At 62.1% G+C, this 24,035-nt stretch carries 25 protein-coding genes and 1 pseudogene; 16 read left to right on the top strand and 10 right to left on the bottom strand.

The window, feature by feature from the left end; translation table 11 throughout:
• Window positions 1–41 precede the first annotated feature (41 nt).
• Complete coding sequence (locus FJ934_RS17500; protein ID WP_140610834.1) at window positions 42–932, top strand: YicC/YloC family endoribonuclease; 891 nt, start codon at window positions 42–44, stop codon at window positions 930–932.
• Between the two features lie 3 nt (window positions 933–935).
• On the top strand, window positions 936–1,610 hold the full coding sequence (gene gmk / locus FJ934_RS17495; protein WP_140610833.1) for a guanylate kinase: 675 nt from the start codon (window positions 936–938) through the stop codon (window positions 1,608–1,610).
• 39 nt (window positions 1,611–1,649) lie between these two features.
• Here gmk and rsmA read toward each other — a convergent pair whose 3' ends face one another.
• From rsmA to lptF, 6 genes are all read right to left on the bottom strand, one after another.
• Complete coding sequence (gene rsmA / locus FJ934_RS17490; RefSeq protein WP_140610832.1) at window positions 1,650–2,489, bottom strand: 16S rRNA (adenine(1518)-N(6)/adenine(1519)-N(6))-dimethyltransferase RsmA; 840 nt, start codon at window positions 2,487–2,489, stop codon at window positions 1,650–1,652.
• 25 nt (window positions 2,490–2,514) lie between these two features.
• Window positions 2,515–3,531: a 4-hydroxythreonine-4-phosphate dehydrogenase PdxA gene (pdxA, locus tag FJ934_RS17485; RefSeq protein WP_181165659.1), complete on the bottom strand. Its 1,017-nt coding sequence runs from the start codon at window positions 3,529–3,531 to the stop codon at window positions 2,515–2,517.
• A gap of 13 nt (window positions 3,532–3,544) precedes the next feature.
• Window positions 3,545–4,477 (bottom strand): peptidylprolyl isomerase, encoded by a 933-nt coding sequence (locus FJ934_RS17480; RefSeq protein WP_181165656.1) that lies wholly within the window; start codon window positions 4,475–4,477, stop codon window positions 3,545–3,547.
• Window positions 4,478–4,565: 88 nt separating this feature from the next.
• Window positions 4,566–6,986 (bottom strand): LPS-assembly protein LptD, encoded by a 2,421-nt coding sequence (locus FJ934_RS17475; RefSeq protein ID WP_181165655.1) that lies wholly within the window; start codon window positions 6,984–6,986, stop codon window positions 4,566–4,568.
• Window positions 6,986–8,071 (bottom strand): LPS export ABC transporter permease LptG, encoded by a 1,086-nt coding sequence (gene lptG, locus FJ934_RS17470; RefSeq protein WP_181165658.1) that lies wholly within the window; start codon window positions 8,069–8,071, stop codon window positions 6,986–6,988. Before lptG ends, FJ934_RS17475 begins: the two co-directional genes overlap by 1 nt.
• Window positions 8,068–9,270, bottom strand: coding sequence for an LPS export ABC transporter permease LptF (lptF, locus tag FJ934_RS17465; protein WP_140610827.1), 1,203 nt, complete (start codon window positions 9,268–9,270; stop codon window positions 8,068–8,070). The genes lptG and lptF overlap by 4 nt, the downstream gene beginning before the upstream one ends.
• A gap of 364 nt (window positions 9,271–9,634) precedes the next feature.
• On the opposite strand from lptF, the gene FJ934_RS17460 reads away from it, so the two are divergent.
• Window positions 9,635–11,146, top strand: a complete 1,512-nt coding sequence (locus FJ934_RS17460) for a leucyl aminopeptidase (RefSeq protein WP_140610856.1) — start codon at window positions 9,635–9,637, stop codon at window positions 11,144–11,146.
• Between the two features lie 9 nt (window positions 11,147–11,155).
• On the top strand, window positions 11,156–11,605 hold the full coding sequence (locus FJ934_RS17455) for a DNA polymerase III subunit chi (RefSeq protein ID WP_140610826.1): 450 nt from the start codon (window positions 11,156–11,158) through the stop codon (window positions 11,603–11,605).
• A gap of 61 nt (window positions 11,606–11,666) precedes the next feature.
• On the opposite strand, the gene FJ934_RS17450 is transcribed toward FJ934_RS17455, so the two are convergent.
• Entirely contained in the window at window positions 11,667–12,137 is a 471-nt protein-coding gene (locus FJ934_RS17450) for a carboxymuconolactone decarboxylase family protein (protein ID WP_140610825.1), read from the bottom strand.
• Between the two features lie 135 nt (window positions 12,138–12,272).
• On the opposite strand from FJ934_RS17450, the gene FJ934_RS17445 reads away from it, so the two are divergent.
• The 4 genes and pseudogenes from FJ934_RS17445 (at window position 12,273) to FJ934_RS17430 (ending at window position 14,580) form a co-directional block, all read left to right on the top strand.
• Window positions 12,273–12,899: a TetR/AcrR family transcriptional regulator gene (locus tag FJ934_RS17445; RefSeq protein WP_246671540.1), complete on the top strand. Its 627-nt coding sequence runs from the start codon at window positions 12,273–12,275 to the stop codon at window positions 12,897–12,899.
• Between the two features lie 20 nt (window positions 12,900–12,919).
• A pseudogene (locus tag FJ934_RS28770) lies at window positions 12,920–13,119 on the top strand (hypothetical protein); the annotation flags it as partial.
• The gene (locus FJ934_RS17435; protein ID WP_140610823.1) at window positions 13,116–13,970 is read left to right on the top strand and encodes a 23S rRNA (adenine(2030)-N(6))-methyltransferase RlmJ; all 855 of its coding nucleotides are present in this window, start codon (window positions 13,116–13,118) and stop codon (window positions 13,968–13,970) included. The pseudogene FJ934_RS28770 and the gene FJ934_RS17435, both read left to right, overlap by 4 nt.
• 154 nt (window positions 13,971–14,124) lie before the next feature.
• Entirely contained in the window at window positions 14,125–14,580 is a 456-nt protein-coding gene (locus FJ934_RS17430) for a hypothetical protein (RefSeq protein WP_140610822.1), read from the top strand.
• A gap of 179 nt (window positions 14,581–14,759) precedes the next feature.
• On the opposite strand, the gene FJ934_RS17425 is transcribed toward FJ934_RS17430, so the two are convergent.
• Window positions 14,760–15,071: a transcriptional regulator gene (locus FJ934_RS17425; protein WP_140610821.1), complete on the bottom strand. Its 312-nt coding sequence runs from the start codon at window positions 15,069–15,071 to the stop codon at window positions 14,760–14,762.
• A 635-nt stretch (window positions 15,072–15,706) separates the two neighbouring features.
• Here FJ934_RS17425 and FJ934_RS17420 point away from each other — a divergent pair.
• On the top strand, window positions 15,707–16,072 hold the full coding sequence (locus tag FJ934_RS17420) for a hypothetical protein (RefSeq protein ID WP_181165654.1): 366 nt from the start codon (window positions 15,707–15,709) through the stop codon (window positions 16,070–16,072).
• Window positions 16,073–16,496: 424 nt separating this feature from the next.
• On the top strand, window positions 16,497–17,093 hold the full coding sequence (locus tag FJ934_RS17415; protein ID WP_140610819.1) for a glutathione S-transferase family protein: 597 nt from the start codon (window positions 16,497–16,499) through the stop codon (window positions 17,091–17,093).
• Between the two features lie 63 nt (window positions 17,094–17,156).
• Here the strand turns inward: FJ934_RS17415 and FJ934_RS17410 are convergent, their stop codons facing one another.
• Window positions 17,157–17,816, bottom strand: coding sequence for an outer membrane protein (locus FJ934_RS17410; RefSeq protein ID WP_140610818.1), 660 nt, complete (start codon window positions 17,814–17,816; stop codon window positions 17,157–17,159).
• A gap of 413 nt (window positions 17,817–18,229) precedes the next feature.
• Here FJ934_RS17410 and FJ934_RS17405 point away from each other — a divergent pair, with 413 nt between their 5' ends.
• From FJ934_RS17405 to FJ934_RS17380, 6 genes are all read left to right on the top strand, one after another.
• Window positions 18,230–18,991, top strand: a complete 762-nt coding sequence (locus FJ934_RS17405) for an SDR family oxidoreductase (protein ID WP_140610817.1) — start codon at window positions 18,230–18,232, stop codon at window positions 18,989–18,991.
• The gene (uvrC, locus tag FJ934_RS17400) at window positions 18,988–21,054 is read left to right on the top strand and encodes an excinuclease ABC subunit UvrC (protein ID WP_140610816.1); all 2,067 of its coding nucleotides are present in this window, start codon (window positions 18,988–18,990) and stop codon (window positions 21,052–21,054) included. The genes FJ934_RS17405 and uvrC overlap by 4 nt, the downstream gene beginning before the upstream one ends.
• A gap of 204 nt (window positions 21,055–21,258) precedes the next feature.
• Entirely contained in the window at window positions 21,259–21,855 is a 597-nt protein-coding gene (pgsA, locus tag FJ934_RS17395) for a CDP-diacylglycerol--glycerol-3-phosphate 3-phosphatidyltransferase (RefSeq protein WP_027026303.1), read from the top strand.
• Between the two features lies 1 nt (window position 21,856).
• On the top strand, window positions 21,857–22,114 hold the full coding sequence (gene moaD, locus FJ934_RS17390; RefSeq protein WP_140610815.1) for a molybdopterin converting factor subunit 1: 258 nt from the start codon (window positions 21,857–21,859) through the stop codon (window positions 22,112–22,114).
• A 3-nt stretch (window positions 22,115–22,117) separates the two neighbouring features.
• Window positions 22,118–22,594, top strand: coding sequence for a molybdenum cofactor biosynthesis protein MoaE (locus tag FJ934_RS17385; RefSeq protein ID WP_140610814.1), 477 nt, complete (start codon window positions 22,118–22,120; stop codon window positions 22,592–22,594).
• 113 nt (window positions 22,595–22,707) lie between these two features.
• Window positions 22,708–23,472 carry a YbaY family lipoprotein gene (locus FJ934_RS17380; RefSeq protein ID WP_140610813.1) on the top strand — a complete coding sequence of 255 codons (765 nt, stop codon included), beginning with the start codon at window positions 22,708–22,710 and terminating at the stop codon, window positions 23,470–23,472.
• 124 nt (window positions 23,473–23,596) lie between these two features.
• Here FJ934_RS17380 and ndk read toward each other — a convergent pair whose 3' ends face one another.
• On the bottom strand, window positions 23,597–24,019 hold the full coding sequence (gene ndk / locus FJ934_RS17375) for a nucleoside-diphosphate kinase (protein WP_008875017.1): 423 nt from the start codon (window positions 24,017–24,019) through the stop codon (window positions 23,597–23,599).
• Between the last annotated feature and the right edge of the window lie 16 nt (window positions 24,020–24,035).

Here is a 24,035-nt window from a genome sequence, read left to right as displayed (position 1 = left end):
AAACCGGTTTCGGGGTGATGCGCCAAGGATATGCAGGCGACATGAATTTGCAGAGCATGACTGGATTTGCCCGCACCGTCGCCGAGCATGACGGCACCTCCATCGCCTGGGAGGTCAAGTCCGTCAATGGCAAGAGCGTCGAGGTGCGGCTGCGGCTGCCGCAAGGTTTCGAACGGCTGGAGCCGGCGGTCAGGCAAACGCTGCAGAAGCGTTTCGCCCGCGGCAATTTCCAGGCGACGCTGACCATCGGCCGCGCTGCCGGCGCGCAGGCACAACCCGTCGTCAACGAAGCGTTTCTGAAAGACCTCGCGGGTCTTGCCAAGCGACTGCAGGAGCAGTTCGGCGTTGCCCCCGCGACCGCCGACGGGTTGCTGTCGCTCCGTGGCGTGCTCGACATTCCCGAAACCGTCGAGACTGAAGAGGCGCGCACCGCCCTTGACACCGTTATCATGGCTGCGCTCGACGTGGCGCTGAAGGGCCTGGAACAGGCACGGTACGGTGAGGGCGCTGCACTGGCTCTGCTGCTGTCCGGCCATATCGACGTTATCGAGGTATTGACGCTGCGCGCGGAAGCGGACCCGTCGCGCGATCCGGCGGCGATCCGCGAACGCATCGGCGAACAGGTCAGGCTGTTGATGGACGCGTCCGCCAATCTGGACGCCAGCCGACTGCACATGGAGGCGGCATTCCTCGCCACCAAGGCCGATATTCGCGAAGAGATCGACCGGTTGAAAACGCATGTCGCGTCTGGCCGGGCGCTGCTCACGGGAGGCGGCGCGGTCGGTCGCAAGCTCGATTTTCTGGCACAGGAATTTAACCGTGAATCGAATACGCTGTGCTCGAAGTCGAACGCCGCCGCCGTCACCGCGATCGGGCTGGAACTGAAGGCCGTGGTCGACCAGTTTCGTGAACAGGTCCAGAATCTGGAGTAGCCGATGGTTGCCAAGGAACCGACGGTTCCCAGGGATTTGGGGTCCCGCATTCGCCGCCGGGGGCTGATGCTCGTCCTGTCGTCGCCGTCAGGTGCCGGCAAGTCGACAATCGCGCGCAATCTTCTGGAAAGCGATTCCAGCCTCGAACTGTCGGTCTCGGTCACCACCAGGCCGCGCCGCGGCAGCGAGATCGAGGGCGTTCATTACCATTTCCGGACGATGCGCGAGTTCGAGCGGCTGCGCGATTCCGACGCGCTGCTCGAATGGGCCGAAGTGCACGGCAATTGCTATGCGACGCCGCGCGAGCCGGCCGAACTGGCGCTGGCGCAGGGACGCGACATGCTGTTCGACATCGACTGGCAAGGCGCCCAGCAACTCAAGGAAAAGATGCGCGCCGATATCGTCTCGATCTTCATCCTGCCGCCATCGATGAAGGAGTTGAAGTCGCGGCTGAAACGCCGCGCCGAGGACCAGGAAGCGGTGATCGAGACGCGGCTGAAGAACGCCCGTACCGAGATCGAGCACTGGAAGGAATATGATTTCGTCATCGTCAATGACGATCTCGACCGTGCCTTCGCCGAAGTGCGCGGCATCGTTGTCGCCGAGCGGCTGCGGCGGGACCGCCGGCCCGGTCTGTTCGATTTCGTCTCCGGCCTGCTGGACGAGAAGACGGCGTGAACGCCTCCTCCTTCTCCCCGTGAACCGGCAGAAGCAAGCTTACGCAGCATTGGTCAGGCGCACGAATTCCTCCACACTGAGTGTTTCGGCGCGTCGGGTCGGATCGATGCTGGCGCGTTCCAGCAAGGCCTCGCCGCCGAGGCTTTTCACGCTCTGCCGCAGCATCTTGCGGCGTTGGCCGAAGGCGGCTTCGGTGACGCGGCCGAGTTTTTTCACATCGGCGGGCAGCGGTGTCGCGCGTGGCTCCAGATGCACCACCGAAGAGGTGACCTTGGGCGGCGGCGTGAATGCCTGGGGCGGCACATCGAAAACGATCCTGGCCTGCGTGCGCCAGCCGGCCAGCACGCCAAGCCTGCCATAGGCATCGCTGCCAGGCGCGGCGACGATGCGCTGGGCCACCTCGCGCTGGAACATCAGCGTCATCGAGGCGTAGAAGGGCGGCCAGTCCGGGACCGTCAACCATCGGATCAGCAGTTCCGTGCCGATATTGTAGGGCAGGTTGGCCACGATCCGCACCGGGCCGCCATGTCCGTCGGTCGCGGAAGCAAGCGCGGCGAAGTCAGTCTTCAACGCGTCGCCGGAGATCACCTCCAGCCGGCCGGGATAATGGGCGGAGACTTCCGCAAGGGCGGCCAGGCAGCGTTCGTCGCGCTCGATGGCGACGACCCTGCGGGCGCCGTTGGAAAGCAGCGCTCTTGTCAGTCCTCCAGGTCCCGGCCCAACTTCGATCACCGTGGCATTTGTCAGATCGCCGGCGCTGCGCGCGATCTTGCCGGTCAAGTTGAGGTCGAGCAGGAAGTTCTGGCCGAGCGCCTTTTTTGCCTGCAGCCCGTGGCGCTCGATGACGTCGCGCAGGGGCGGCAGCCCGTCGATGCTCATGCCCGAAGATCCGAAGCTGGAGCGCTCATATGGCCGCAGCCTCTTTGTCGGTGTCGGCGAGCCTTCTGGCAAGCTTCAGCGCCGCAATCAGGCTGTCGGGCCGTGCAATGCCCTTGCCAGCGATGTCGAAGGCGGTGCCGTGGTCGGGCGATGTGCGGATGAAAGGCAGGCCGAGCGTCACGTTGACCGCCTCGTCGAAGGCCAGCGCCTTGGCGGGGATCAATGCCTGATCGTGATACATGCACAGCGCCGCGTCGTAACCTGCTCGCGCCCGGATATGGAACAGCGTGTCCGCCGGCAGGGGGCCGAAAGCATCGATGCCTTCGGCGCGCAGGATATCGACCGCCGGGCGCACGATACGCTCATCCTCCAACCCCATGGAGCCGCCTTCACCCGCATGCGGGTTGAGGCCGGCAATGGCGAGCCTCGGCTTGGCGATGCCGAAGCGGCTGGCGAGGTCAGCGGCGGTGATGCGCGCGGTCGCGACGATCAACTCGCTGGTCAAAACCTTCGGCACCTCGGCCAGAGCGATGTGTATGGTGACAGGAACCGTGCGCAGGTCGGGGCCGGCCAGCATCATCACCGGCATCACCTCGACGCCGCTGTGCCCGACCGCCAGATAGGCCAGATATTCGGTGTGGCCGGGGAAGCGGAACCCGGCATCGTAGAGCGGCTTCTTGGCGATAGGGCAGGTGACCACAGCCGCGGCCTCGCCGGCAAGGCAGGCAGCGACAGCGCGGTCGATAGCCTCGATGGTGCCGGCTGCGTTGGCGGGATCCGGCAGGCCGGGGCTGTCGATAAAGTGGGCCGCCAGTGGAACGATCGGCAAGGCATGGGCGAAGATCTGCGCCGCTTGCGCGGGAGTTGTCTCGACGATCGGCACCGACACGCCGAGGTGACTTGCCCGCGAGGCGATCAGCGCCGGATCGGCCAGCAGATAAAAGGCCGGCAAGGCAACAGCCTCGCGCGCCAGGAAGGCCGCGACGGCGATTTCAGGGCCGATGCCGGATGGATCGCCGACGCTCAACGCCAGCGCGGTCATCGCGCTGCTCACGTCAGCGCTTGACGATGCGGGCTTTCGCCTTCAGCTCGTCGACATACTTCTTGCTGAGATCCTCGGCGGCCTTGTCGTTGGACCCTTCGCTCTGGAACACCATCTGGGCAGCCTTGTCGTCGGACACTTCGCGCGAGGAGCAAATGCCAATGAACTCGACGCCGCGTTCGGTCTCTCGCGTGGTGGTGGCGCCGCCGACCTTCGTCGCCTTGATCTGCTCGGCCCAGTCGGCCGGCAGTTGCGGTGCCAGCACCCGGCCCAGATCGCGGACGGTGACGTCGATCAGGCCCTTGGCAAACTCGCGCGTCGTGTTGCAGCCATTGAAGCGGGCACGCATGGCGTCGGCCTCGCGCTTGCGCTTGGCCAACGTCGCGCTGCGTTCGGCGGGCGGTACGACGAAGATGACCTGCTGCAGCATGTACTCGGTGGCGCTTGGTTTGGCTCCGCCCTTGTCGAGCATGCGCCTGACCGCATCTTGCTCGGTCACGCTGCCGCCTTCGCCGGAACGGTAACGCGCGCTCAAGGCCTGGCTCCAAGCCATCTGGGCGCGGATGAATTCCTTGAAATGGTCCTTGCCGACACCGGACTTTTCCATGACACCGTCAAGCTGGCTGATCTGCATCTTGTTGTTGGTGGCGAAGCGCTGATAGGCAGCCTGCACCTGGGCATCGCTGATGCGGATACCAAGCCGCCTGGCCTCGGCCAAGCGCAGCGTCTGGTCGATCATTTCCTGGGCGGCGTCGCCCTTCTTGTGCTGCAGCTTCAGGAACGCGGCACGATGCGCGATATCGCCGCTGGTGACTGGTATGTCGTTGACGACGTATTTGATCTCGCTGGCGAAAGCCGGCGGCGTCATGACGGTCATTGACACGGATGTCGCCGCCACAAGCAGCGCGAACCCTGCTGAAAAGAGGTATTTCCTCATCGTTAGCATCCCAATTCTATCCCGGTCCCGCCCAATTTCGTCCTCTTCCGGGTGCGCGAATCCGTGCCAGCCCTATGCGGCAAAACGATGTCGCCGACTACTGGATGGTGTTGACTGCGTTGGTCGACGAGCCGAAATCGCCGAGGGTGCGGAACGACAGATTGAAGCCGATGCTCTGCGTCACCTCCCTGGTGTTGAGGTCGCGCGACTGCGAGTACGTCATCAGGTAGGTGAAGCAGGAATCGTTGTAGGCGAAACCGACCCCGTCCTTGACCAGCAGGCCTTCCTGCAGGTCGTAGGTTCCCGTGCCGAACACACGCCAGTTCTGGGCGAGATGTGTCGACGCTCCGAGTGTGACCTCGTGACGGTCGGTGGTGAAGCCATAGAGCGGCTGGGCCTGGATGAAGGCATATTTGGCGCTCAATGACACCGGCAGGCCCGAATAGGCAGCCTTGAACTCGGCGCGGCGAATCTCGAAGGACTGTTCGTCGAAGCGGCCGCTGACCGAGGCCGCGAAGCCGTTCGGGCTGTTGATGCCAAAGAGGCCGACATAGTCGGACGTGGTGTTCTGAAGGCCTGAATAGGCGCCGACATTGACCAGATCAGGCGCTGCGAAGGAATTCTCGCCGCCAAGCTGATAGGATTGGCCGAAAATCGCGTTGGTGCCCCAGCCATTGATATAGGAGCCGGAATAGCGCAGGCCGACATTGGCGCGCGAACCGCCTTCCACACGGTCGTAACCAGAGAACTTGTCGCGTTCGAACAGGGTGGTCGCGTCGAACACCATGCTCTGGGCGTCTTCGTTCGGGACGGAGAGGCCGCCGACATATTGTTCGTTCGGCCGCATGAAGACCTGCGCCATCGGCTCGAAGACATGGCTGGATCCGCTGGCCATGGAAAACAGCACCGGCCAGCGCATTTCGAGGCCGGCGGTTGCCATAAAGCGGGCAAAGGACGAGCGCATATCGTCCTGCTCGCCCAAATTCGTCGCCATGTGATTGATCGCGTCGAGCGAACCCGATGAGGCGTTGAGATAATCGACGTCGCCCTGCAGCGCCAGCAACGGCGTCAGCACCAGTCCCCCGTCAGTGACGAATGACCGCTTCCACTCGGTCTCGGCGGTCAGACGGCCGGATTCGCCTTCGATGCCGCGCACACGCTGTACAGGCGTAGCGGAGTTGTATGGTACATTGAATGCCTCATCGAGATCGTCGCGACGGATAATCCGCGTATTGACATTGAGCGACAGCTGGCCACCCGCGACCGAAACATCGGGAATGTAGGCATAGTCGAGCGACGGCAGCACCCAAGGCTGCTGGCCGCTGCGCGCAGCGGGATTGCTGTTTAGAGTATTTTCCTGGACGTCGAAATGCATGGCGCGCACGTCGAAATAGTTGCGGCCATTGAGGCCCGTCAGGTAAACCGACGACTGGTGAACGGCGGCGTTGTATTTGCCGATATTGTAGGTGCTGGCGAAGTTCTTGTCGGTCTGCAGCAGCACATCCCAGCCGAAATCCCAGCGCTCGTTGATCGCGAATTGCCCCTGCGTGCCCATCATGCCGCGAAACTTGTTCGGATCGCCAGCTGCACCCGAACTGACATTGCGGCCGGCGCTGTCGATGAAGGCGTCGGGATTCCGCTGCTGAATGCCGGCGATCTTCAAACTGTATTCGCCATTGTTGAAGCGCTGCCGCCACTCGGCCTCTCCAAGGAAGCCCTGCTTGGTGTAGCCGCTTCCCGTCACCGTCAGGTCATAAGTCGGCGAAAGGGCGAAATAATAGGGGATCTTGACGCTATACCCCAGGTGGCTGTTGTAGTTGACGCTCGGGATCAGGAAGCCGCTCTTGCGCTTCACCGTCGGGTCGGCGATCTCGAACGCCGGCAGGTAGGCGAGCGGAAAGCCGAAGAATTCGAAATTCGCGTTCTCGAAGCGAACCGTCTTCTTCTCGCCGTTCCAGATGATCTTCCTGGCCTTCACGCGCCAGGTCGGCGCCTTGTCGGGCTTGTCCTCGCACGGTTCGCAGGCGGTGTAGACGCCATTGTGGAAGGTGGTCAGCACGCCACCCATGCGCTCGGCGCTCTCGGCGGCGAAATAGGCCTTGTCGACGGTTTCAACGCGAAGCGCGTTGACGAAACCGTCGGCGAAATCGTCAGTAATGTCGATATGCTGTGAATTGATCTTGGTGCCGTCGCTGTTGACGATTTCAACATTACCGCTGGCAACCATCCGCTTGGTGTTGCGGTTGTAGACCACCTTCTGGGCGACGAGGCGGTTGCCGCCATAGTCGATCTGCACGCCGCCGATAGCGGTCACGGTCTGGTTGTCGTTGTTGTACTCCAGCGTGTCGGCCGCCAGCAGCATCTGCGAGCCGGACGGAACCTTGGTCGCCATGTTGCCGACATCTTGCGCGAACGAAGGCAACGGCACGCCGCAGGCAAGCAGGCACGCCAAGGCGCTCGCCGCATAGAGGCGCGCCAAATTGGCCTGCCTGTTGCTGGGCAAAAACGCCTCCCTCACTAGCCGTCTTCCTTGTATAGCAGGAAAGTCACCCCGAAGAACATAGCTACTACAACCGGCACCCAGGCGGCTATCGCAGTCGGCACGAACCCCGCCACGCCGAATGCCTTCACCAGCACCGAAACGACATAAAGCAGAAACCCGGCAACGACGCCACCCAGAATCATCGTCGCCGATTGCCCCATCCTCGCAAATCTCATTGAAACTGTTGCCGCAATCAGCGTCATGGCGACGAGGAGGAACGGCAACGCCACCAGCGAATCAAACTGCATGGCAAAGGCATTTGCCTTGAGGCCGAAGGAACGGGCAACCTCGATTTTTCCGGGTAGGTCGTAGAAGGGAATGGTTTCCGGGCGCGCCAGCCGTTCCTGTACGAATTCTGGTTTCAGATTGGTCGGCACACGATCGCTCGCCGTGGGCTGGATGGTGCCGTTCCTGAAGGTCTTCACATCCTGCAAATCCCAATAGCCGTCGCGCAGGTAAGCACGCGCGGCGTCCTTGCGCTCGACGATATTGCCTTGCGGGTCGAGGATGAAAAAGACGGCGTCGGCCATCTCCAGGCCTTGGTTGAGGATGGCCCGCGCGCCGATGATGGTGTCACCGGAACTGGTTTTCTGGCGGATCCAGGGGGCGGCATCGGCCGAAACCGTATTTGATTTGCCGGAGCGCAGCTGGGTCTCGATCTGCTCGGACCAGGAGAAGGCATGCGCGGCCAGCGGGTTGATGAGCCCCACCGACACGAAGCCGAACAGTAAAGCCCCGATGCAGCATGGCAAAAGAAACTGCCAGGCGGAAACGCCGGCGGACCGCGCGATGACCAGCTCGTAGCGCCGGTTGAGCGAAACCAGCGTCGCCATGGCCGAGAACAGGCCGACAAACGGTACCGTCTGCAGCATGATCATCGGCATCCGAAGGCCCGAAATGGCCATCGCCGTCCCATAGGTGAAGCCGGGCAGACCGGTGGTGCGACCGGACAGCTCGGTGAAGTCAATCAGGAACACCAGCGCCAGCAGGCCGATGAAGAACCAGATCGTGATCGCCACGTAGCGGAAGAAGAAATAACGGCCAAGCGTCCAGCCCATCAGCCGACCCCTTGACCTGAAGTGTCGCGCCTGGACCAACGCAATTTGAGGGCGTTCCAGCCATCACCGAGACGGCTGGCCAGGTTCGTCATCCAATCGGCCCAGGCCACCGGCAGTTCCATGGTCCGGTTGGACACGATGAACCAGATCGCCACGGCGGAAGCCACGATGGGCACGCCATAGACCATATAGGCATATTGCGGAATCTCGTCGGCCTTGCTGGCGGCAAAGAAGCCAAGCCAGCGTACGAACAGGGATATCGCGATGGCCGTGATCAACGGATTGACGCGCGCCTCGCGATGCGAGCGCGCGTCCCCCGCGACCGCGAGCGCGATCAGGGCAAAGACCATCGAATAGGTCCATTCCGAAAACCGCTGGTTGATTTCGGCACGGTATTCGTTGGGGATTTGTTGAAAATTCTTGTCGTTTGGGCTTGGATTGAGCAGGTACTGGGTGGTCTGGTCCTTCGGCAGGAGCGTCACCTGGCCGGCCGCCGACATGAAGGCCGACATGTCGAAGGCATAGGAGGTGAATCGGATAACCGACAGGTCGCCGGTTAGCGTTTTGCGGTGGATGACGCCGTCATTCATCATCAGCACCTTTTCGCCGCCGCGTTCGACGATGCTGCCGGTCTTGGCGTAATAGACGAGATTGACACCTTCCTCACGCGAATCGGCGACGAAGATTCCGCCCAGGCGATTGTTGGGAAGCCGCTCGCCGATCTGCAGGAACAGCCCGTCCTCGATCTTTCGGAATGTGCCTTCCTGTATGATCAGCGACAACAGGTCCGCGCGCGACTCCGCCACCAGGGCGCGATTTTTCTGCCGCGCATAGGGGTCTATGCCATTGTCGACCGCAAAGGAAAAAACGCTGGCCGCAAGGGCGAGAAGCATGATTGGCCGCACGATCGTCCAGCGTGAGGCGCCCGCGGCGTTGACGACGGCGAGCTCGGAATCCGAATTCATGACGCTGAGTGTCTGGGCGACCGCCACCACCAGCGCGAAAGGCACGACGATCGGGATGATCGAGGGAAGGATGAGGGCCGCGACCTCGAAGAAGGTCAGTGACGACTGGCCGCTGTCGGTGACCAGATCGATTTTGGCCAGCACCTGCGTCGTCCACACGATGGCCAGCGTCCAGACCAGCGCCGCCAGGAAGACCACGAAAGCGCGGCGCATGATGTAGCGTTCAATGACCTTCATGAAGGCTTTACTCGATTTTCTCGAACGGCATCATGCCACCACGCTAAGGGTAGCTGTCCGGCGACGCCCGCACAACTGGCTCCATTGGGCCACATCAGGCAGGCGATCCGGTTCCCGTCCCACGTCGCGTGCCGCAGTGGACCGGAGTGTCGGCGGCAATGGATAAGAAAGGGCGAACATCGATGGTTAACAACAAGTTGCGGCTAAAAGCGGCGCCGTGCCGCGACGAATCGCCATCGATTCCGTGTGTCATATGGGTAGCCATTTTGGCAAAGTCTTGCCAAATGCCGGAAAACGACCAAATGTCGCGGATCGCTTCAAACCGCTTCGCGCAATTTCACGCAATCCCCGAAAGCAGGACATGATGAACCAGAGACCGTCGATCGCCTTTGCAAAATTCGCCGCGCCTCAGGCGTCGGCGAACAGGAAGGGCACGGTCTTCGTGCTGTCGGCGGATGACGGTGGCCTGAGTGATGCGGCCAAGGCTTACGATCCCGGCAAGACGCTGGAACGCGCTTTCCCGGTCGCCGAGTTTAACGGGAAGTTCGCCGGCGTCGTCGAAATGCTGGCGCCGGAAGGAACATCGCTCGACAGGCTAGTCGCGATCGGCGCCGGCAAGACGTCGGGGCTTGACGAATATGCATGGTTGAAGCTCGGCGGCACCATTGCGGCGTCGCTGCGCAAGGCAACCGATGTGGCGGTGGTGCTGGACCTCGTCGGGGCCTCGCCCAATGGCAAGGACGCCGCCGCCCTCGCGGCGGGTATTCTCCTGCGCAGCTATTCCTTCGACAAGTACAAGACCAGAAAGGACAAGGACGACGCAAAGTCCGATCCGGAGAAGCCGATCAAGGTCACAATCCACACCGCCGACCCGGCGGGCGCCAGGAAGGCGTTCACGGATGCCGAGGCCGTGATGGATGGCGTGCTTCTGGCGCGCGACCTTGTCAACGAACCGGCCAACGTGCTGGGGCCCGTCGAGTTCGCCGCCCGCGCCAAGGAACTCGAGGCGATCGGCGTCAAGGTCGAGATCCTGACCGAGAAGGAGATGAAGAAGCTCGGCATGGGCTCGCTGCTCGGTGTCGCGCAGGGCTCCCCCCGCGGCGCCCGAATGGCCGTCATGCAGTGGAACGGCGGCAAACCCAAGGACAACCCCGTCGCCTTCGTCGGCAAGGGCGTCACCTTCGACACCGGCGGCAATTCGATGAAACCGGCGTCGGGCATGGAGGACATGAAGGGCGACATGGGTGGCGCCGCGGCCGTAACAGGGCTGATGCATGCCTTGGCCGCGCGCAAGGCAAAGGCCAATGTCGTCGGCATTATCGGGCTGGTGGAAAATGCCGTCGACGGCCACGCGCAGCGTCCTGGCGACATCGTCACCTCGATGTCGGGACAGACCATCGAGGTGCTCAACACCGACGCCGAAGGGCGCCTCGTGCTGGCCGATGCGCTCTGGTACTGCAACGACCGCTTCCAGCCGAAGTTCATGATCAATCTGGCGACGCTGACTGGTGCCATCATGGTCGCGCTCGGTCAGAATTATGCCGGCCTGTTCTCCAACAATGACGAACTGTCGGAGAGGCTGGTGGCAGCGGGACAGTCGACGCAGGAGCGCCTGTGGCGCATGCCGCTTGGCGCCGAATACGACAAGCTGATCGATTCCAAGAACGCCGACATGAAGAACATCGGCGGCCGCTACGGCGGTGCCATCATCGCCGCGCAGTTCCTGCAGCGCTTCGTCAAGGACACGGCCTGGGCGCATCTCGACATCGCCGGCACGGCAATGGGCTCGCCATCGAACGAGATCAACCAGTCCTGGGGGTCAGGCTTCGGCGTGCGGCTGCTCGATCGGCTGGTGCGTGACCATTACGAGAGCTGACCTCGATCCATGGCCGAGGTGCTGTTCTATCATCTGACCGAATCGACACTGGAGGATGCGCTGCCTGGTCTGCTGGAGCGCAGCATCGATCGTGGCTGGCGCGCCGTGGTGCAGACCGGCACCGAGGAACGGCGCGACGCGCTAGACCAGCATCTGTGGACATTTCGCGATGATTCCTTCCTCGCCCATGCCAGCGACCGCGAAGTCTATCCCGCTGAGCAGCCGATCCTGTTGACCACCGGCGAAGCCAACCCGAACGCGGCGCAGATACGTTTCCTGGTCGACGGGGCCACGCCGCCGGATCTCGGCGGCTACGAGCGCGCCGTGTTCCTGTTCGACGGCCATGATGCCGCCCAGGTCGAGGCGGCCCGGGGGCACTGGAAGGCGATGAAGGACGCCGGCCATGCCGTGACCTACTGGCAGCAGACGCCCGATCGCCGCTGGGAGCGCAAGGCCTAGGCACGTCACGTGATGATGCAGAGGCCCGCCGATGGCCGGCCTCTGCATGTCGCCGGTGGACTTACTGCCCAGCCATTTCCTTCTTGAATGTGTCGAAATCGATCTGCATGCCATTGAAGATGGTGCTCCAGTGGCGGGTCAGCGCCGCCATCGCCACAGCTTCCTGGATTTCCTCATCGGTGGCGCCGGCGCGCTTGGCATCCTGCGTGTCCGACCAGATGCAATAGTTACACGGAATTTGCGCCGCCACCGCCAGCGAAATCAGCGACTTGACCTTTGGCGGCAGTGCCGTCTTGTCGCTAAGTTCGATGGCCTTGACCTCGGCCCAGGCACCGGGCAGACCGGCTTTGGGAAACTGTTTCACAAAGCTTGGCACACCGCCCATGGTCGACTGGATGTCCTTGATGGTTGCATCATATTCATCGGCATGGGCCGGCGCTGCTCCGAGCGACAGGACGCAGGCCGCGGTGGTGAAAAGGAACGCACGGCGGATGGAAGATTGCACGGATTCGGCGATGCGACGGTTCGACATGGTTTTCTCCTCTGGTCTTTTCTAGCCTTACGATGTAAGGTGCGCGGAAGATGAACCTTACAGTGTAAGCTGTCAAGCGACGCCATGGACTCAGAGATCAAAAAAAAGCGAACCCGCGGTCGGCTGTCCCGCGAGATGATCGAGGACGCCGCCTTCGAGGTGATCGAGCGGGAGGGGTTCGCCGGCTTTTCGACGCGCAAACTGGCGGCGGTGCTCGGCTGCGAGGCGATGAGCATCTACCACCACTTTCCGTCCATGACGCATCTGTTCGAGGCGATGGTCGACAGGCTGGTCGGCCCGCTGGAGATGCCGGATCCCGGCTTGCCATGGCGTCAACGGATGCGCATGGCCATATTGGATTATCGCCGGATCGGTCGCGAGCATCCGGCCTTCGCGACGTATTTCCTGACCTACCGCATGAATTCGCCCATTTGCCTTGCCTATCTGGACGGCATCATCGGGCTGTTCAAGGACGGCGGCTTCGACCAGGAGGCGACTGCGAGGCTGTTCCGCGCGGTTGGCTATTATCTGACCGGCGCGGTGCTCGACGAAACAGCCGGGTACGCCAAGGGCCCATCGGCCGCCACCCCCGTCAGCAACGAGGAGCTTGGGCGTAATTTTCCCAATGTCGCCGCTGCCGGCCGTTACTTTGGCAAGGCGGAGTTCGACAAGACGTTCGAGCTTGGGCTCGATATGCTGCTGGATGAAATGGAACGCTTGCGCGACGGCGCCAAGGCAAGCCGGTTGTCCGGCGAGATCTGACCAAGTGACTGTCTGAATGCGATGCCGACGATATACCGATGCGGGCGGTCGATCTTGTCTTGCGCTCCGGGGCGGGCGAAGCCGAAGCCGCGCGCGGCCGATCGGCTTATCCCTGATGGCGGTTGGCTTGATCGGTTTCCTGTCCTTGCATTTCGGTGGCGGCCGGCCGAAAAGTCCAAACTCGCAACCGCCGCCGCGCTGGGGCAGGGGAGCTTCATGAACTACCGCCACGCCTATCACGCCGGCAATTTCGCTGACGTCGTCAAGCATGTCGTGCTGACGCGTCTGCTCGAATATCTGAAGCAGAAGGACAAGGCGTTTCGCGTCATCGACACCCATGCCGGCATCGGCCGCTACGACCTGTCATCACCCGAAGCGCAAAAGACAGGCGAGTGGCAGGGCGGCATCGGCCGGCTGATCGACGCCTCGTTCGATGCCAAGGTGGCGGCGCTGTTGGCGCCTTATCTCGGCACGGTGCGGTCGCTCAATCCCGAGGGCGGTGTGAAGAAGTATCCGGGTTCGCCGCTGCTCGCACGCAATCTCCTGCGCAAGCAGGATCGATTGTCGGCGATCGAGCTGCACCCGAAAGACGCGGTGAAGCTGAAGGCGGAATTCGCCGACGATTTCCAGACCCGGGTGATGGAACTCGATGGCTGGCTGACGCTGGGCGCGCATCTGCCGCCAAAGGAGAAACGCGGGCTGGTGCTCGTCGATCCGCCCTTCGAAGAAGAGGGCGAGTTCGGCCGCCTCGTCGACGGGCTGGTCAAGGCGCACAGGCGCTGGCCTGGCGGCATCTATGCGCTGTGGTATCCGATCAAGGACCGCAAGGCGATCATCGCCTTCAGGAAAGCGCTGAAGCAATCCGGCATCCCGAAAATCCTCGACATAGAATTCGAGATCAGGCCGGCTTCGTCGGAACCCAGCCTCGACGGCAGCGGCATGGTAGTGGTCAATCCGCCCTTCACGCTGGAAGGCGAATTGCGAACCGTGCTGCCGGCATTGCACAGATTGCTCGCCGTGGAAAAGCCGGCGCACTGGTCGCTGGAATGGCTGGTCGGCGAGCAGGCTTGATTTGGAACGGCCGTTTTGCGGTGCGTTGTCCTGGTGAACTTCGCTATTGTTGGCAATTGCAAGCGCCGATTTCTGGAAACCATTGTTTCGGCAACCGCTTGACCGCCGCCAAGCGAATCCGCACAGTGCGCGCAATCGACCTTGAGAGGCTGCCATGACTCGCTTCGCCAAATCCGCACTTGCTGCCCTGATTTCGCTCTGCACCCCCTTTACCGCGCCTCTCGGCGTAACGCAGGCCGTTCACGCCGCCGATGTCATAGGCATCTATTCCGAGGACGACGGCAGCATCTGTGGTGAGTCATGGGTGCTGAACAAGATCACCCATCGCTTCGCCTACCAGGTGCATCACGTGCCGCATCTGCCCGACGTCGCGATCACCGATTTTCACAACATTCACCAGCACCGATATCAGCTGGCGAGCGAGCAATGGCCGATCGGCCGTCACTATTGCCGGGCAACCGTCAGTCTGTCGGACGGCCGTGACCGGTCGATCTTCTATCTGATCGAGGAAGGCCAGGGCTTTGCCTCGATCGGCGACAACGTCGAATTCTGCGTCTCGGGCTTTGACCGCTGGATGGTCTACAACGGCCGCTGCCGCGTTCTGCGCTGAACGCGTCTCTTCCTCGGATGATTTTCGCGCCTGCGACCTGAAGGGGTCGCAGGCGTTTTTGCGTCCTGCGTTGACCGAAGGTGCGATCGCACGCGCCGGGTCAATCGCTCGGCAGGTCATGATCGGCGCCGGCGTTGCCGTGGTCGTTGCACGATGGGAGCGTCCGCTCGGCCGTAGAGCTATTTCCTGCGTTGCGTCGCCTGGGCCTGGTCGATGATCTTGCGAAGAAAGGCCATGTGACCGCGAAAGGCCCGCCGCCCAATCGTCGTTGCCTTGACTCGGGTCTGCGGCCGCCGCCCGACGAAGAGCTTTTCAATCTCGACATAGCCTGCCCTCGCCAGCGTATCGAGGTGCGCGCCGAGATTCCCGTCGGTGGTTTCGATCATCGCCTTCAGCCGCGTGAATTCCAGCGCCTCGCGCCTTTCGAGCCTATTCAGAACAGTCATGATCCTGAGCCGTGTACTCTGGTGGATGATGTCGTCGGCGCTCATCTATGGGCTCCAATACAGCAAGGCTTTGAGCTTTCCCACGTGGCTCGGCGATCTCGGGCAGCAGCGGTTGTGGGACCGACATCGAAGCTCTTAGTTTTCGACAGAATACTCCATTGTACAGAGTTATCTGTCAATTTTCCAACCGGCAATGAAACGGCGCTTGACAAGGTGATCTCCAGATCGGTCGTCGCATTGCGTTCGTGAGCTGCATCGATCGTCCAGCTGTAAAAGAAGATCGCCTCGATAAGGCTGCAGCTCATGATGTTCGTGATCGAAGATCAATGCGCGAAACTATTAGCTATCTTCGAAGGTTCACGGCGGGCTTGGTCCCGCAGCGCATCGAGAATGCCGGTGTCAAATCGCGGGCGATATCCAAAGATGACGCCGCGTTTTTGCGATGATGAGTGCGATCGTGTGCCGATCGCAACCAAAATTTAAGCTGAGAGAATCATATCATTGCTTCGCTGGCTAGCGAGCCGCGAGTCAGATATGCATTGCGCGCTGGGGTCATTCACGGCCATCGGCATAACGTGAAGGGGCATGACATGGCTAAGCAGTCATCTAAAGCGCCGGCATCCAAGACACCGGCAAAGAAAGCACCCGCAAAAGCAGTCGCGGCGAAGGCCGCAACGGCAGTGAAGAAAGCAGCGCCCGCCGCCAAGCCGAAGGCAGCCGCGGCCAAGGCTCCGGCGAAGAAACCCGCAGCCGCGGCGAAGGCTGCTGTGAAGCCGGCGGCGAAGAAAGCAGCGCCTGCGAAGGCAGCGGTAAAGCCGGCGGCAAAAGCAGCCCCAGCGAAGAAACCGGCAGCGGCGAAGGCGGCGGCAAAGCCCGCAGCCAAGAAGGCGGCACCCGCCAAGGCAGCGGCAAAGCCGGTCGCGAAGGCCGCGGCAAAGCCGGCTGCGAAAGCCGCCGCCGCCGCGACCAAGCCAGCGGTGAAGAAAGCGGCCGCGCCGAAGGCCAAGGCAGCGCCTGCGAAGGCGAAAGCTCCGGCCAGGAAGTAGACCGAGCCGTTGGGGCGTCGCGTGTCCTTCGGACACGGCAAGGACGCTCTGACGCTCTGGATCGAAGTATATTCGGCAGTTGGTTCAGCCCTTGGGCTGAACGTCGGAAGGGACCGAGGGCAAGCAAAGCGAGGCGCCGTTTGGCTGCCCCGCTCGCCCGATCCAATTGTGTGGTTGCAGCGGTCGCCGGAGGTTCCCCCCGGGGGGCAATGCCTGGATCCGTGAAGCGTGAAATGCAGGTTCAAAATCCTGTCAGCCTGTTCGTCGTCACTTGCTCGCGTCTCCAGCGTACCGGTCTGTAAGCTTGTCGTGATGTCTGGTCGGAAGCCGCAATCGGTTTCTGGTAGCTGTTTTTTGCGCTCTGCCGGTTGATCACGAGTGCCCGTCCAGTCAACACTGGACGCCTGCAAACAGGAAACCGATCATGCCGAAGCTGCTCTACGCCTCCTCCTCTCCCTACAGCTCCAAGGTAAGGATGGCCGCGGCCTATGCCGGAATCGCCATCGAGCACGTGCCGGTCAAGACCGAGGACAGGCCAGCCGAATTAATCGGTGCCAATCCACTCGGCAAGATCCCGGTGCTGGTGCTCGACGACGGCCGTTCGGTTCATGACAGTCGTGCCATCACCCAGCACCTCAACCGGATTTCGAAGAACGCGCTGTTTCCGCGCAATCCCGACAAGCGGCTGGAAGCGGAAGTGCTGGAGGCGCTGGCCGACGGCATCTGCGATTGCGCGCTGTCGATGGTCTATGAGCGCCGCACCCGGCCTGAAGAAATGGTCTATCAGCCCTGGCTCGACCGCCAATGGGCGAAGATCAGCACCGCACTCGACCTGCTCAACGCCAATCCGCCTAAACTGCCGAAGAAGATCACCGCCGGCCAGATCGCGTTGCGCGCCTGCCTTGGCTACCTCGCGCTGCGCTTTGCCGGCAAATGGGAAAAGGGCCGTGGCCGGCTGACGCGTTGGGCGGCGCGTTTCGACGAGAAATTTCCGGAACTGAAGCCCCTCATTCCGGCGTGAGGCTGCCGCCATAAAAAAAGCCGGGCGCGAGGCCCGGCTTTTTCGTGTCGTGGCTTGGACGACTTAGAACTTCATACCGACGCCAAAGGTGACGCGGTTGTCGGTCGCCTTGACCTTGCCGATACCACCACCGAAGTCCTTGCTGCCGAAATCGGTGTAGCGATACTCGACGCGGCCGAACACATTGTCGGTCAGCTTGATATCGGTGCCGAGACCCGCGGTCCAGCCGATCATGGTGGCGGTGTCGCTGGCGGGAATGACGGAGTCCTCTACCTTCAGGCTTCTGCCGGCGAGACCGCCGGTGCCGTAGAGCAGGATTTCCGGGGTCACCGCGTAGCCGAGACGGGCACGCAGCGAGCCTTCGAAGCCGCCCTTCGAGTGGATGCCGTTGTCGTCGCCCTTGACGCCGTCGTAGCCGAGCTCGGCTTCACCGCCGTAGACGAAGTTCTCCTGCTGCCACTGATAGCCGCCGAAGACGCTGCCGATGAAACCCTTGGTATCGGTCGAAACGCCGAAGTCCTTCTCCTTGGTACGGCCGCTGAAGCCATAGCCAACATTGATACCGGCATAGGGGCCGGCCCACGAAGCGACAGGAAGTTCGGCAACCGGAGCGGGTGCCGGCGGCTCTTCCCGGACGACGTCCGCGGCATAGGCGGTACCACCGAGGGCAAAGAGCCCGAGCGCAACAGCCAGCGGCCGTGCGAATTTAAGATTGGCTTGCATTCTTCTTTACTCCTTAAGCCACAGGACACAGGCTTGTTTCTCACGATCGCCATCGACCCGCCCGGGGGGTGAAACGGATCTGGCGTTCGTCGGTTCCAAATGTCGTGTCAAAATGCGGCTGAACCGAACCTGAACTTGGGTCATTACCCGGCACGAATGAGGCAGAAACTTGACGTTGCATCTTCGCAACAGCGAAATGTCAGCAATCGGAGGGCGTTACGCTGCACACGGCTTGGTACAAGGAGTCCGGCGTCCTATATTGGGCGATGGCTGGCTTTCGTCGAGAAGCGAGTCGAGAGCCCGTCCAGCCGTTTCGCCACAATGCTGCCCCAGGTGCGAACGCCGTTTAACAGATGACAGGCCATATTTTGCCGGCACCGTCTTTTCGTGCCGAAACCGAGGATTGACACACGATGAGCAATGCCACCGCGGCACTGGTGACCGGCGGGGCGAAACGGATCGGCAAGGCGATCGTTGAAGATCTCGCTGGCCATGGCTTTGCGGTCGCCATCCATTCCAATCGCTCGCATGATGAGGCGGATGCATTGGCGGCGCGGATCAACAAGGCAGGCGGCAGGGCCGCGGCGGTCGGCGCCGATCTAACCGACATGGCCGATGTGGCCGGCCTGATCGGCCAGGCTCAGGCAGCGCTCGGGCCGATCTCGCTTCTGGTCAACAATGCTTCCCTCTTCGTCGATGATTCGGTCGAGGATTTTGACTGGCAGTCCTGGGACCGCCATTTCGCCATCCATGTCAAAGCGCCGGCGCTGTTGGCGCAGAGCTTCGTCCGGTCCTTGCCGGATGGACAGGAAGGGCTGATCGTCAACATCATCGACCAGCGCGTCTGGCGGCCGACACCGCGCTATTTCTCTTATGCGCTTTCGAAATCGGCGCTGTGGACGCAGACAGAGATGTTGGCCCAGGCGCTCGGTCCGCGAATCCGTGTTAATGCGATCGGTCCAGGCCCGACGCTTAAGAATCAGCGTCAGAATGATTCTGATTTTGACGCACAGGTCGCTGGTCTGATTCTGAAGCGCGGCCCGGAATTGCCGGAATTCGGCGCCACCATTCGCTATCTCTGGGAGGCGCGCTCAGTTACCGGCCAGATGATCGCGCTCGATGGCGGCCAGCATCTTGCATGGCAGACGCCCGATGTGACAGGCATGACGGAATGAATCCCTTGGATACCAAGAACAAGGCGCGCGCTGGCGCCGATGACCTTCCTCCCGAAATCGACATCGAGGATGAGGCACTCGAGGAGATCGTCGAACCGGCGGGCCCCGATATTGCCTTCACCGCCATCGACTGGACACCGCATGCCGGCGACACCGAGGGCCAGGTCGGCGCCGAGGTCATCCAGACCCTGGTCAAGCGGCTGCCAAATGCGCCCGGTGTCTATCGCATGATGAATGCCACCGGCGACGTTCTCTATGTCGGCAAGGCGCGCAGCCTGAAGAAACGCGTCACCAACTACGCGCAAGGACGCTTCCACACCGCCCGGATCGGCCGCATGGTGCGCGAGACCGCGACGATGGAGTTCGTCGTCACCCGCACCGAGATCGAAGCGCTGCTGCTTGAAGCCAATCTTATCAAGCGATTGCGGCCGCGATTCAATGTGCTGATGCGGGACGACAAGTCGTTCCCCTATATTCTTCTGACCGGTGATCATGTGTCGCCCGGAATCTACAAACATCGCGGGGCGCGATCGCGAAAAGGCGACTATTTCGGTCCGTTTGCTTCGGCCGGTGCCGTCGGCCGCACCATCAATTCGCTGCAGCGCGCCTTCCTGCTGCGCAGCTGCACCAACTCGTTCTACGAAAACCGCACGCGACCTTGCCTGCTCTACCAGATCAAGCGTTGCGCCGGCCCCTGCACGGGCGAAATCTCGCATGAGGGCTATGCTGAGCTCGTCGCCGAAGCGAAGGACTTTCTCTCGGGCCGCAGCCAGAAGGTGAAGACCGAGATTTCGGCCGCCATGCAGCAGGCGTCGCAAGACCTCGATTTCGAGCGCGCCGCAATCTATCGCGACCGGCTGGCCGCACTGTCGCATGTGCAGAGCCATCAGGGCATCAACCCGGCGACCGTCGATGAGGCCGATGTCTTCGCCATCCATCAGGAAGGGGGGCAGACCTGTATCCAGGTGTTCTTCTTCCGCACCGGACAGAACTGGGGCAACCGCGCCTATTTCCCCAAGGCCGATCCCGCGCTGGAGGGATCAGAAGTGTTGGGCTCGTTCCTGGCGCAGTTTTACGACGACAAGCCGACGCCACGCGCCATTCTGCTGTCGCACGGGGTCGAGGACCAGGAATTGCTGGCCGAGGCGCTTTCCACCCGCGCCGGCCGCAAGGTGGCCATCTCGGTGCCGCAGCGCGGCGAGAAAAAGGACCTGACCGACAATGCCTTGCAGAATGCGCGTGAGGCGCTTGGCAGGCGGCTGGCCGAAACCTCGACGCAAGGCCGGCTGCTTGCCGGTTTCGCCGAGACGTTCGGCCTGGCCAAGCCGCCCGTGCGCATCGAAGTCTATGACAATTCGCACATCATGGGCACCAACGCCGTTGGCGCTATGGTCGTCGCCGGGCCGGAAGGTTTTGTGAAAAACCAGTACCGGAAATTCAACATCCGCTCGACCGAGATCACGCCCGGCGACGATTTCGGCATGATGCGCGAGGTGATGGAGCGGCGCTTTTCGCGGCTGCTCAAGGAACATGGTGATGCCGTGGCCGACAACGCTGCTGCCGACGAAGCGGGCGACGACATTGAGGAGGATATCTCCGGCAGCTTCCCGGCCTGGCCCGACGTCATCCTGATCGACGGCGGTCAGGGCCAGATGACGGCGGTGCGCAAGATCCTCTCGGATCTCGGCATAGAAGACCGCGTCATGGCCATCGGCATCGCCAAGGGGCAGGACCGCGACGCCGGCCGCGAGCGCTTCTTCGTCAAGGGCAGGGATTCGTTCTCGCTGCCGGTTCGCGACCCCGTGCTCTATTTCGTCCAGCGGCTGCGCGACGAGGTTCACCGTTTCGCCATCGGCTCGCACCGGGCCCGCCGCAAAAAGGAAATGGTCAAGAGTCCGCTCGACGAGATCTCCGGTATCGGCCCCGGCCGCAAGCGCGCCCTCCTGCTGCATTTCGGCACCGCAAAGGCGGTCAGCCGCGCCGCGATCGAGGATCTGAGGAAGGTCGACGGCATTTCCGAGCAGGTGGCGAGGCTGGTCTATAATCACTTCCATGAGAGCTGATGCATGTCACCCGAATGTGCATGGTTGTTTTGGCACAGCGACATGTATGAAGGGGAAGAACGCACGTCTTTCCGAAATGGAGTGCGGTTTTAGGACAGCGTGTGAGGTTTCCCGTTATTTTCGGCTGGCCAATCGATTTTGGCCTGTTGACCCCCCACATTCGCATCTGATTTGAGTACGCAGGCAGAAAGAGTCCTTGAAGACATGGCCCAGCGCGCATTCAACCTGCCTAACATACTCACCTACGCCCGCATCATCGCGGTGCCGTTGGTCGTGCTGTGTTTTTTCCTCGAAGGTCATCTGAAATCCAGCGACTTCGCCCGCTGGTCGGCACTGATCATTTTCCTGCTGGCATCAGTCACCGATTATTTCGACGGCTATTTTGCGCGCGCCTGGCAGCAGACCTCCAACATCGGCAAGATGCTCGATCCGATCGCCGACAAGCTGCTGGTCGCCACGTGCCTTTTGCTGCTGGCGGCGGATACCGATCGTCATGCCGGCATCGCCGGCTGGTCGTTGTGGGCGGCAATCATCATCCTGTGCCGCGAGATCCTGGTTTCCGGTCTGCGTGAATATCTGGCGGCGCTCAAGGTCTCGGTGCCGGTGACGCAGCTTGCCAAATGGAAGACCACCATCCAGATGGTCGCGATCGCCTTCCTGCTGGCCGGCCCGGCCGGCGACAAGATCTTCCCGCTGACCACGCAGACCGGCCTTGTGCTGCTGTGGATCGCGGCACTGGTTACGCTCTACACCGGCTACGACTATTTCCGCGCCGGCCTCAAGCACATCATGGACGAGTGAGATGACGACCCGCCTCATCTATTTCGCCTGGGTTCGCGAGCGGATCGGCACATCGGAGGAAGATGTCGAATTGCCCGTCGGCATTGAGACGGTCGCCGACCTCCTGCGCTGGCTGCAATCGCGCGGCGAGGGCTATGAGCATGCGCTGCAATATCCCGACGTGATCCGTGTTGCTATCAACCAGGAACATGTCGACCACCACGAGAAGATATCCGGCGCGCGCGAGATCGCCCTGTTTCCGCCAATGACGGGAGGATGACTCATGTCGGCCGTTCTGGCGCCGACCGTGCGCATCCAGCGCCAGGATTTCGACGTCGCCGCCGAGATCGCCGGGCTCACGCAAGGCCGCGCCGACATTGGTGCCGTGGTCACCTTTTCCGGCCTCTGCCGGGACGAGCAGGGCGCGCTAGCGGCGCTTGAACTGGAGCACTATCCCGGCATGGCGGAGGCCGAGATCGGCCGCATCGCCACCGAGGCGGTTCAGCGCTGGCCGCTGCAGGGCCTCACGGTCATCCACCGCCATGGCAAGATCGCGCCGGGTGAGAATATCGTGCTGGTGGTTGCCGCCTCGGCGCACCGCCAGGCCGCATTCGAAGCGGCGAACTTCCTGATGGACTATCTGAAATCGCGTGCTCCCTTCTGGAAGAAGGAGCATCGTGTTGACGGTTCGGAGGGTGGCTGGGTCGAGGCCAAGCAAACCGACGTCAAGGCCGCGCAGCGCTGGAAATCACCAGAATAAAATCCCGCCGCAGCCATGCATTGACCGCAATCCTTTGGCCAATTCAACGACCGTTGGTCGGCCCGGGCATCGGCAGCCCGGAGCATTGGGAGCCCGTGGCAAGGGAGATGGTCATGCTGGACAGGCTCGCGGAGTTCTTCGTCTTCGGCTTTGTGCCGCTGGTCGTCGGCATCCTGGCGGTGCCTGAACTCTCCTTGGTCGCCGAAAAGGCGGTGCGGGGCGAGGTGATCTATCGCGAGCGCATCGCCTTGCCGCCCAGTGCCGTGCTCTCCGTCCAGCTTGCCGATGTCTCGCTGGCCGACGCGCCGGCTAGGATCATCGGCGAACAGAAGATCAAACCTGCCGGTCAGGTGCCGATCAGCTTCGAGATCAAATTCGACCCTTCTACCATCCGGCCACAGATGACCTACGCCCTGCGGGCCCGCATCACCGTCGACGGCAGGCTGATGTTCATTTCCGATCTGCGCCACCAGCTCGATCCGCTGACCGACGTGCCCCAGACCATCGTGCTCAAGACGGTCGCGCCGAGTGGCGAGCCGGCGGCTTCCGTCTTTGATCAGCTTTGGGTGGTCGACTATGTCGACGGCGTCGGCGCCATCACCGCGCCGCAGGTGACGTTCAAGGTCAGCGAGGCCGGCAAGGCCGGCGGCAGCGGCCCATGCAACAGCTATTTCGCCACAGCGAAGGTCGATGGCCAGGCAATCGCGATCAGCGGCATCGGGTCGACCTACAAGGCCTGCGCGCCCGAGGTGATGGCCGAGGAAAAGGCGTTGTTCGATGCGTTGGCCAAGGCGGCGTCATACAAGGTCGATGCCGGAAAGCTCGCCATCGCCGACAAGGACGGACGCGAAATCCTGCGCTTCAGCGCTGCAAGCTGAGTTCTCACTTTGCCGGTACGAACTCATGAAAGATGCGCCGGGGAGCTTCAGACGATATCCCTATACGAAAAAAGGCCAGCATTTCGCCGGCCTTTCAGCATGATTTGCGATATGGGCTATCGGCTCAGCCGACGATTTCGGTGTCCGAGAACCAGTACTTGATCTCCTGCGCGGCGGTTTCCGGCGCGTCGGAGCCGTGCACCGAATTCTCGCCGATCGACAGCGCATGCACCTTGCGGATGGTGCCTTCGGCAGCGTTGGCCGGGTTGGTGGCGCCCATCACTTCACGATTCTTGGCAATGGCATTCTCGCCTTCCAGCACCTGGACGATCGTCGGTGCCGACGACATGAACTCGACCAGTTCGCCGAAGAACGGGCGGTCCTTGTGGACGGCATAAAAACCCTCAGCCTCACGGCGGCTCATCCACACCCGGCGCGAAGCGATGACGCGCAGGCCGGCGTCCTCGAGCATCTTGGTGATGGCGCCGGTGAGGTTGCGCCGCGTTGCGTCCGGCTTGATCATCGAGAAGGTGCGTTCGAGCGCCATGGGTCGTCCTTGTCTG

The organism is Mesorhizobium sp. B2-4-12 (genome assembly GCF_006441575.1).
Taxonomy (GTDB): domain Bacteria; phylum Pseudomonadota; class Alphaproteobacteria; order Rhizobiales; family Rhizobiaceae; genus Mesorhizobium.
The sequence above is the reverse complement of the archived record's forward strand: the minus strand, read 5'-3'. Positions and strand labels throughout refer to the sequence as shown.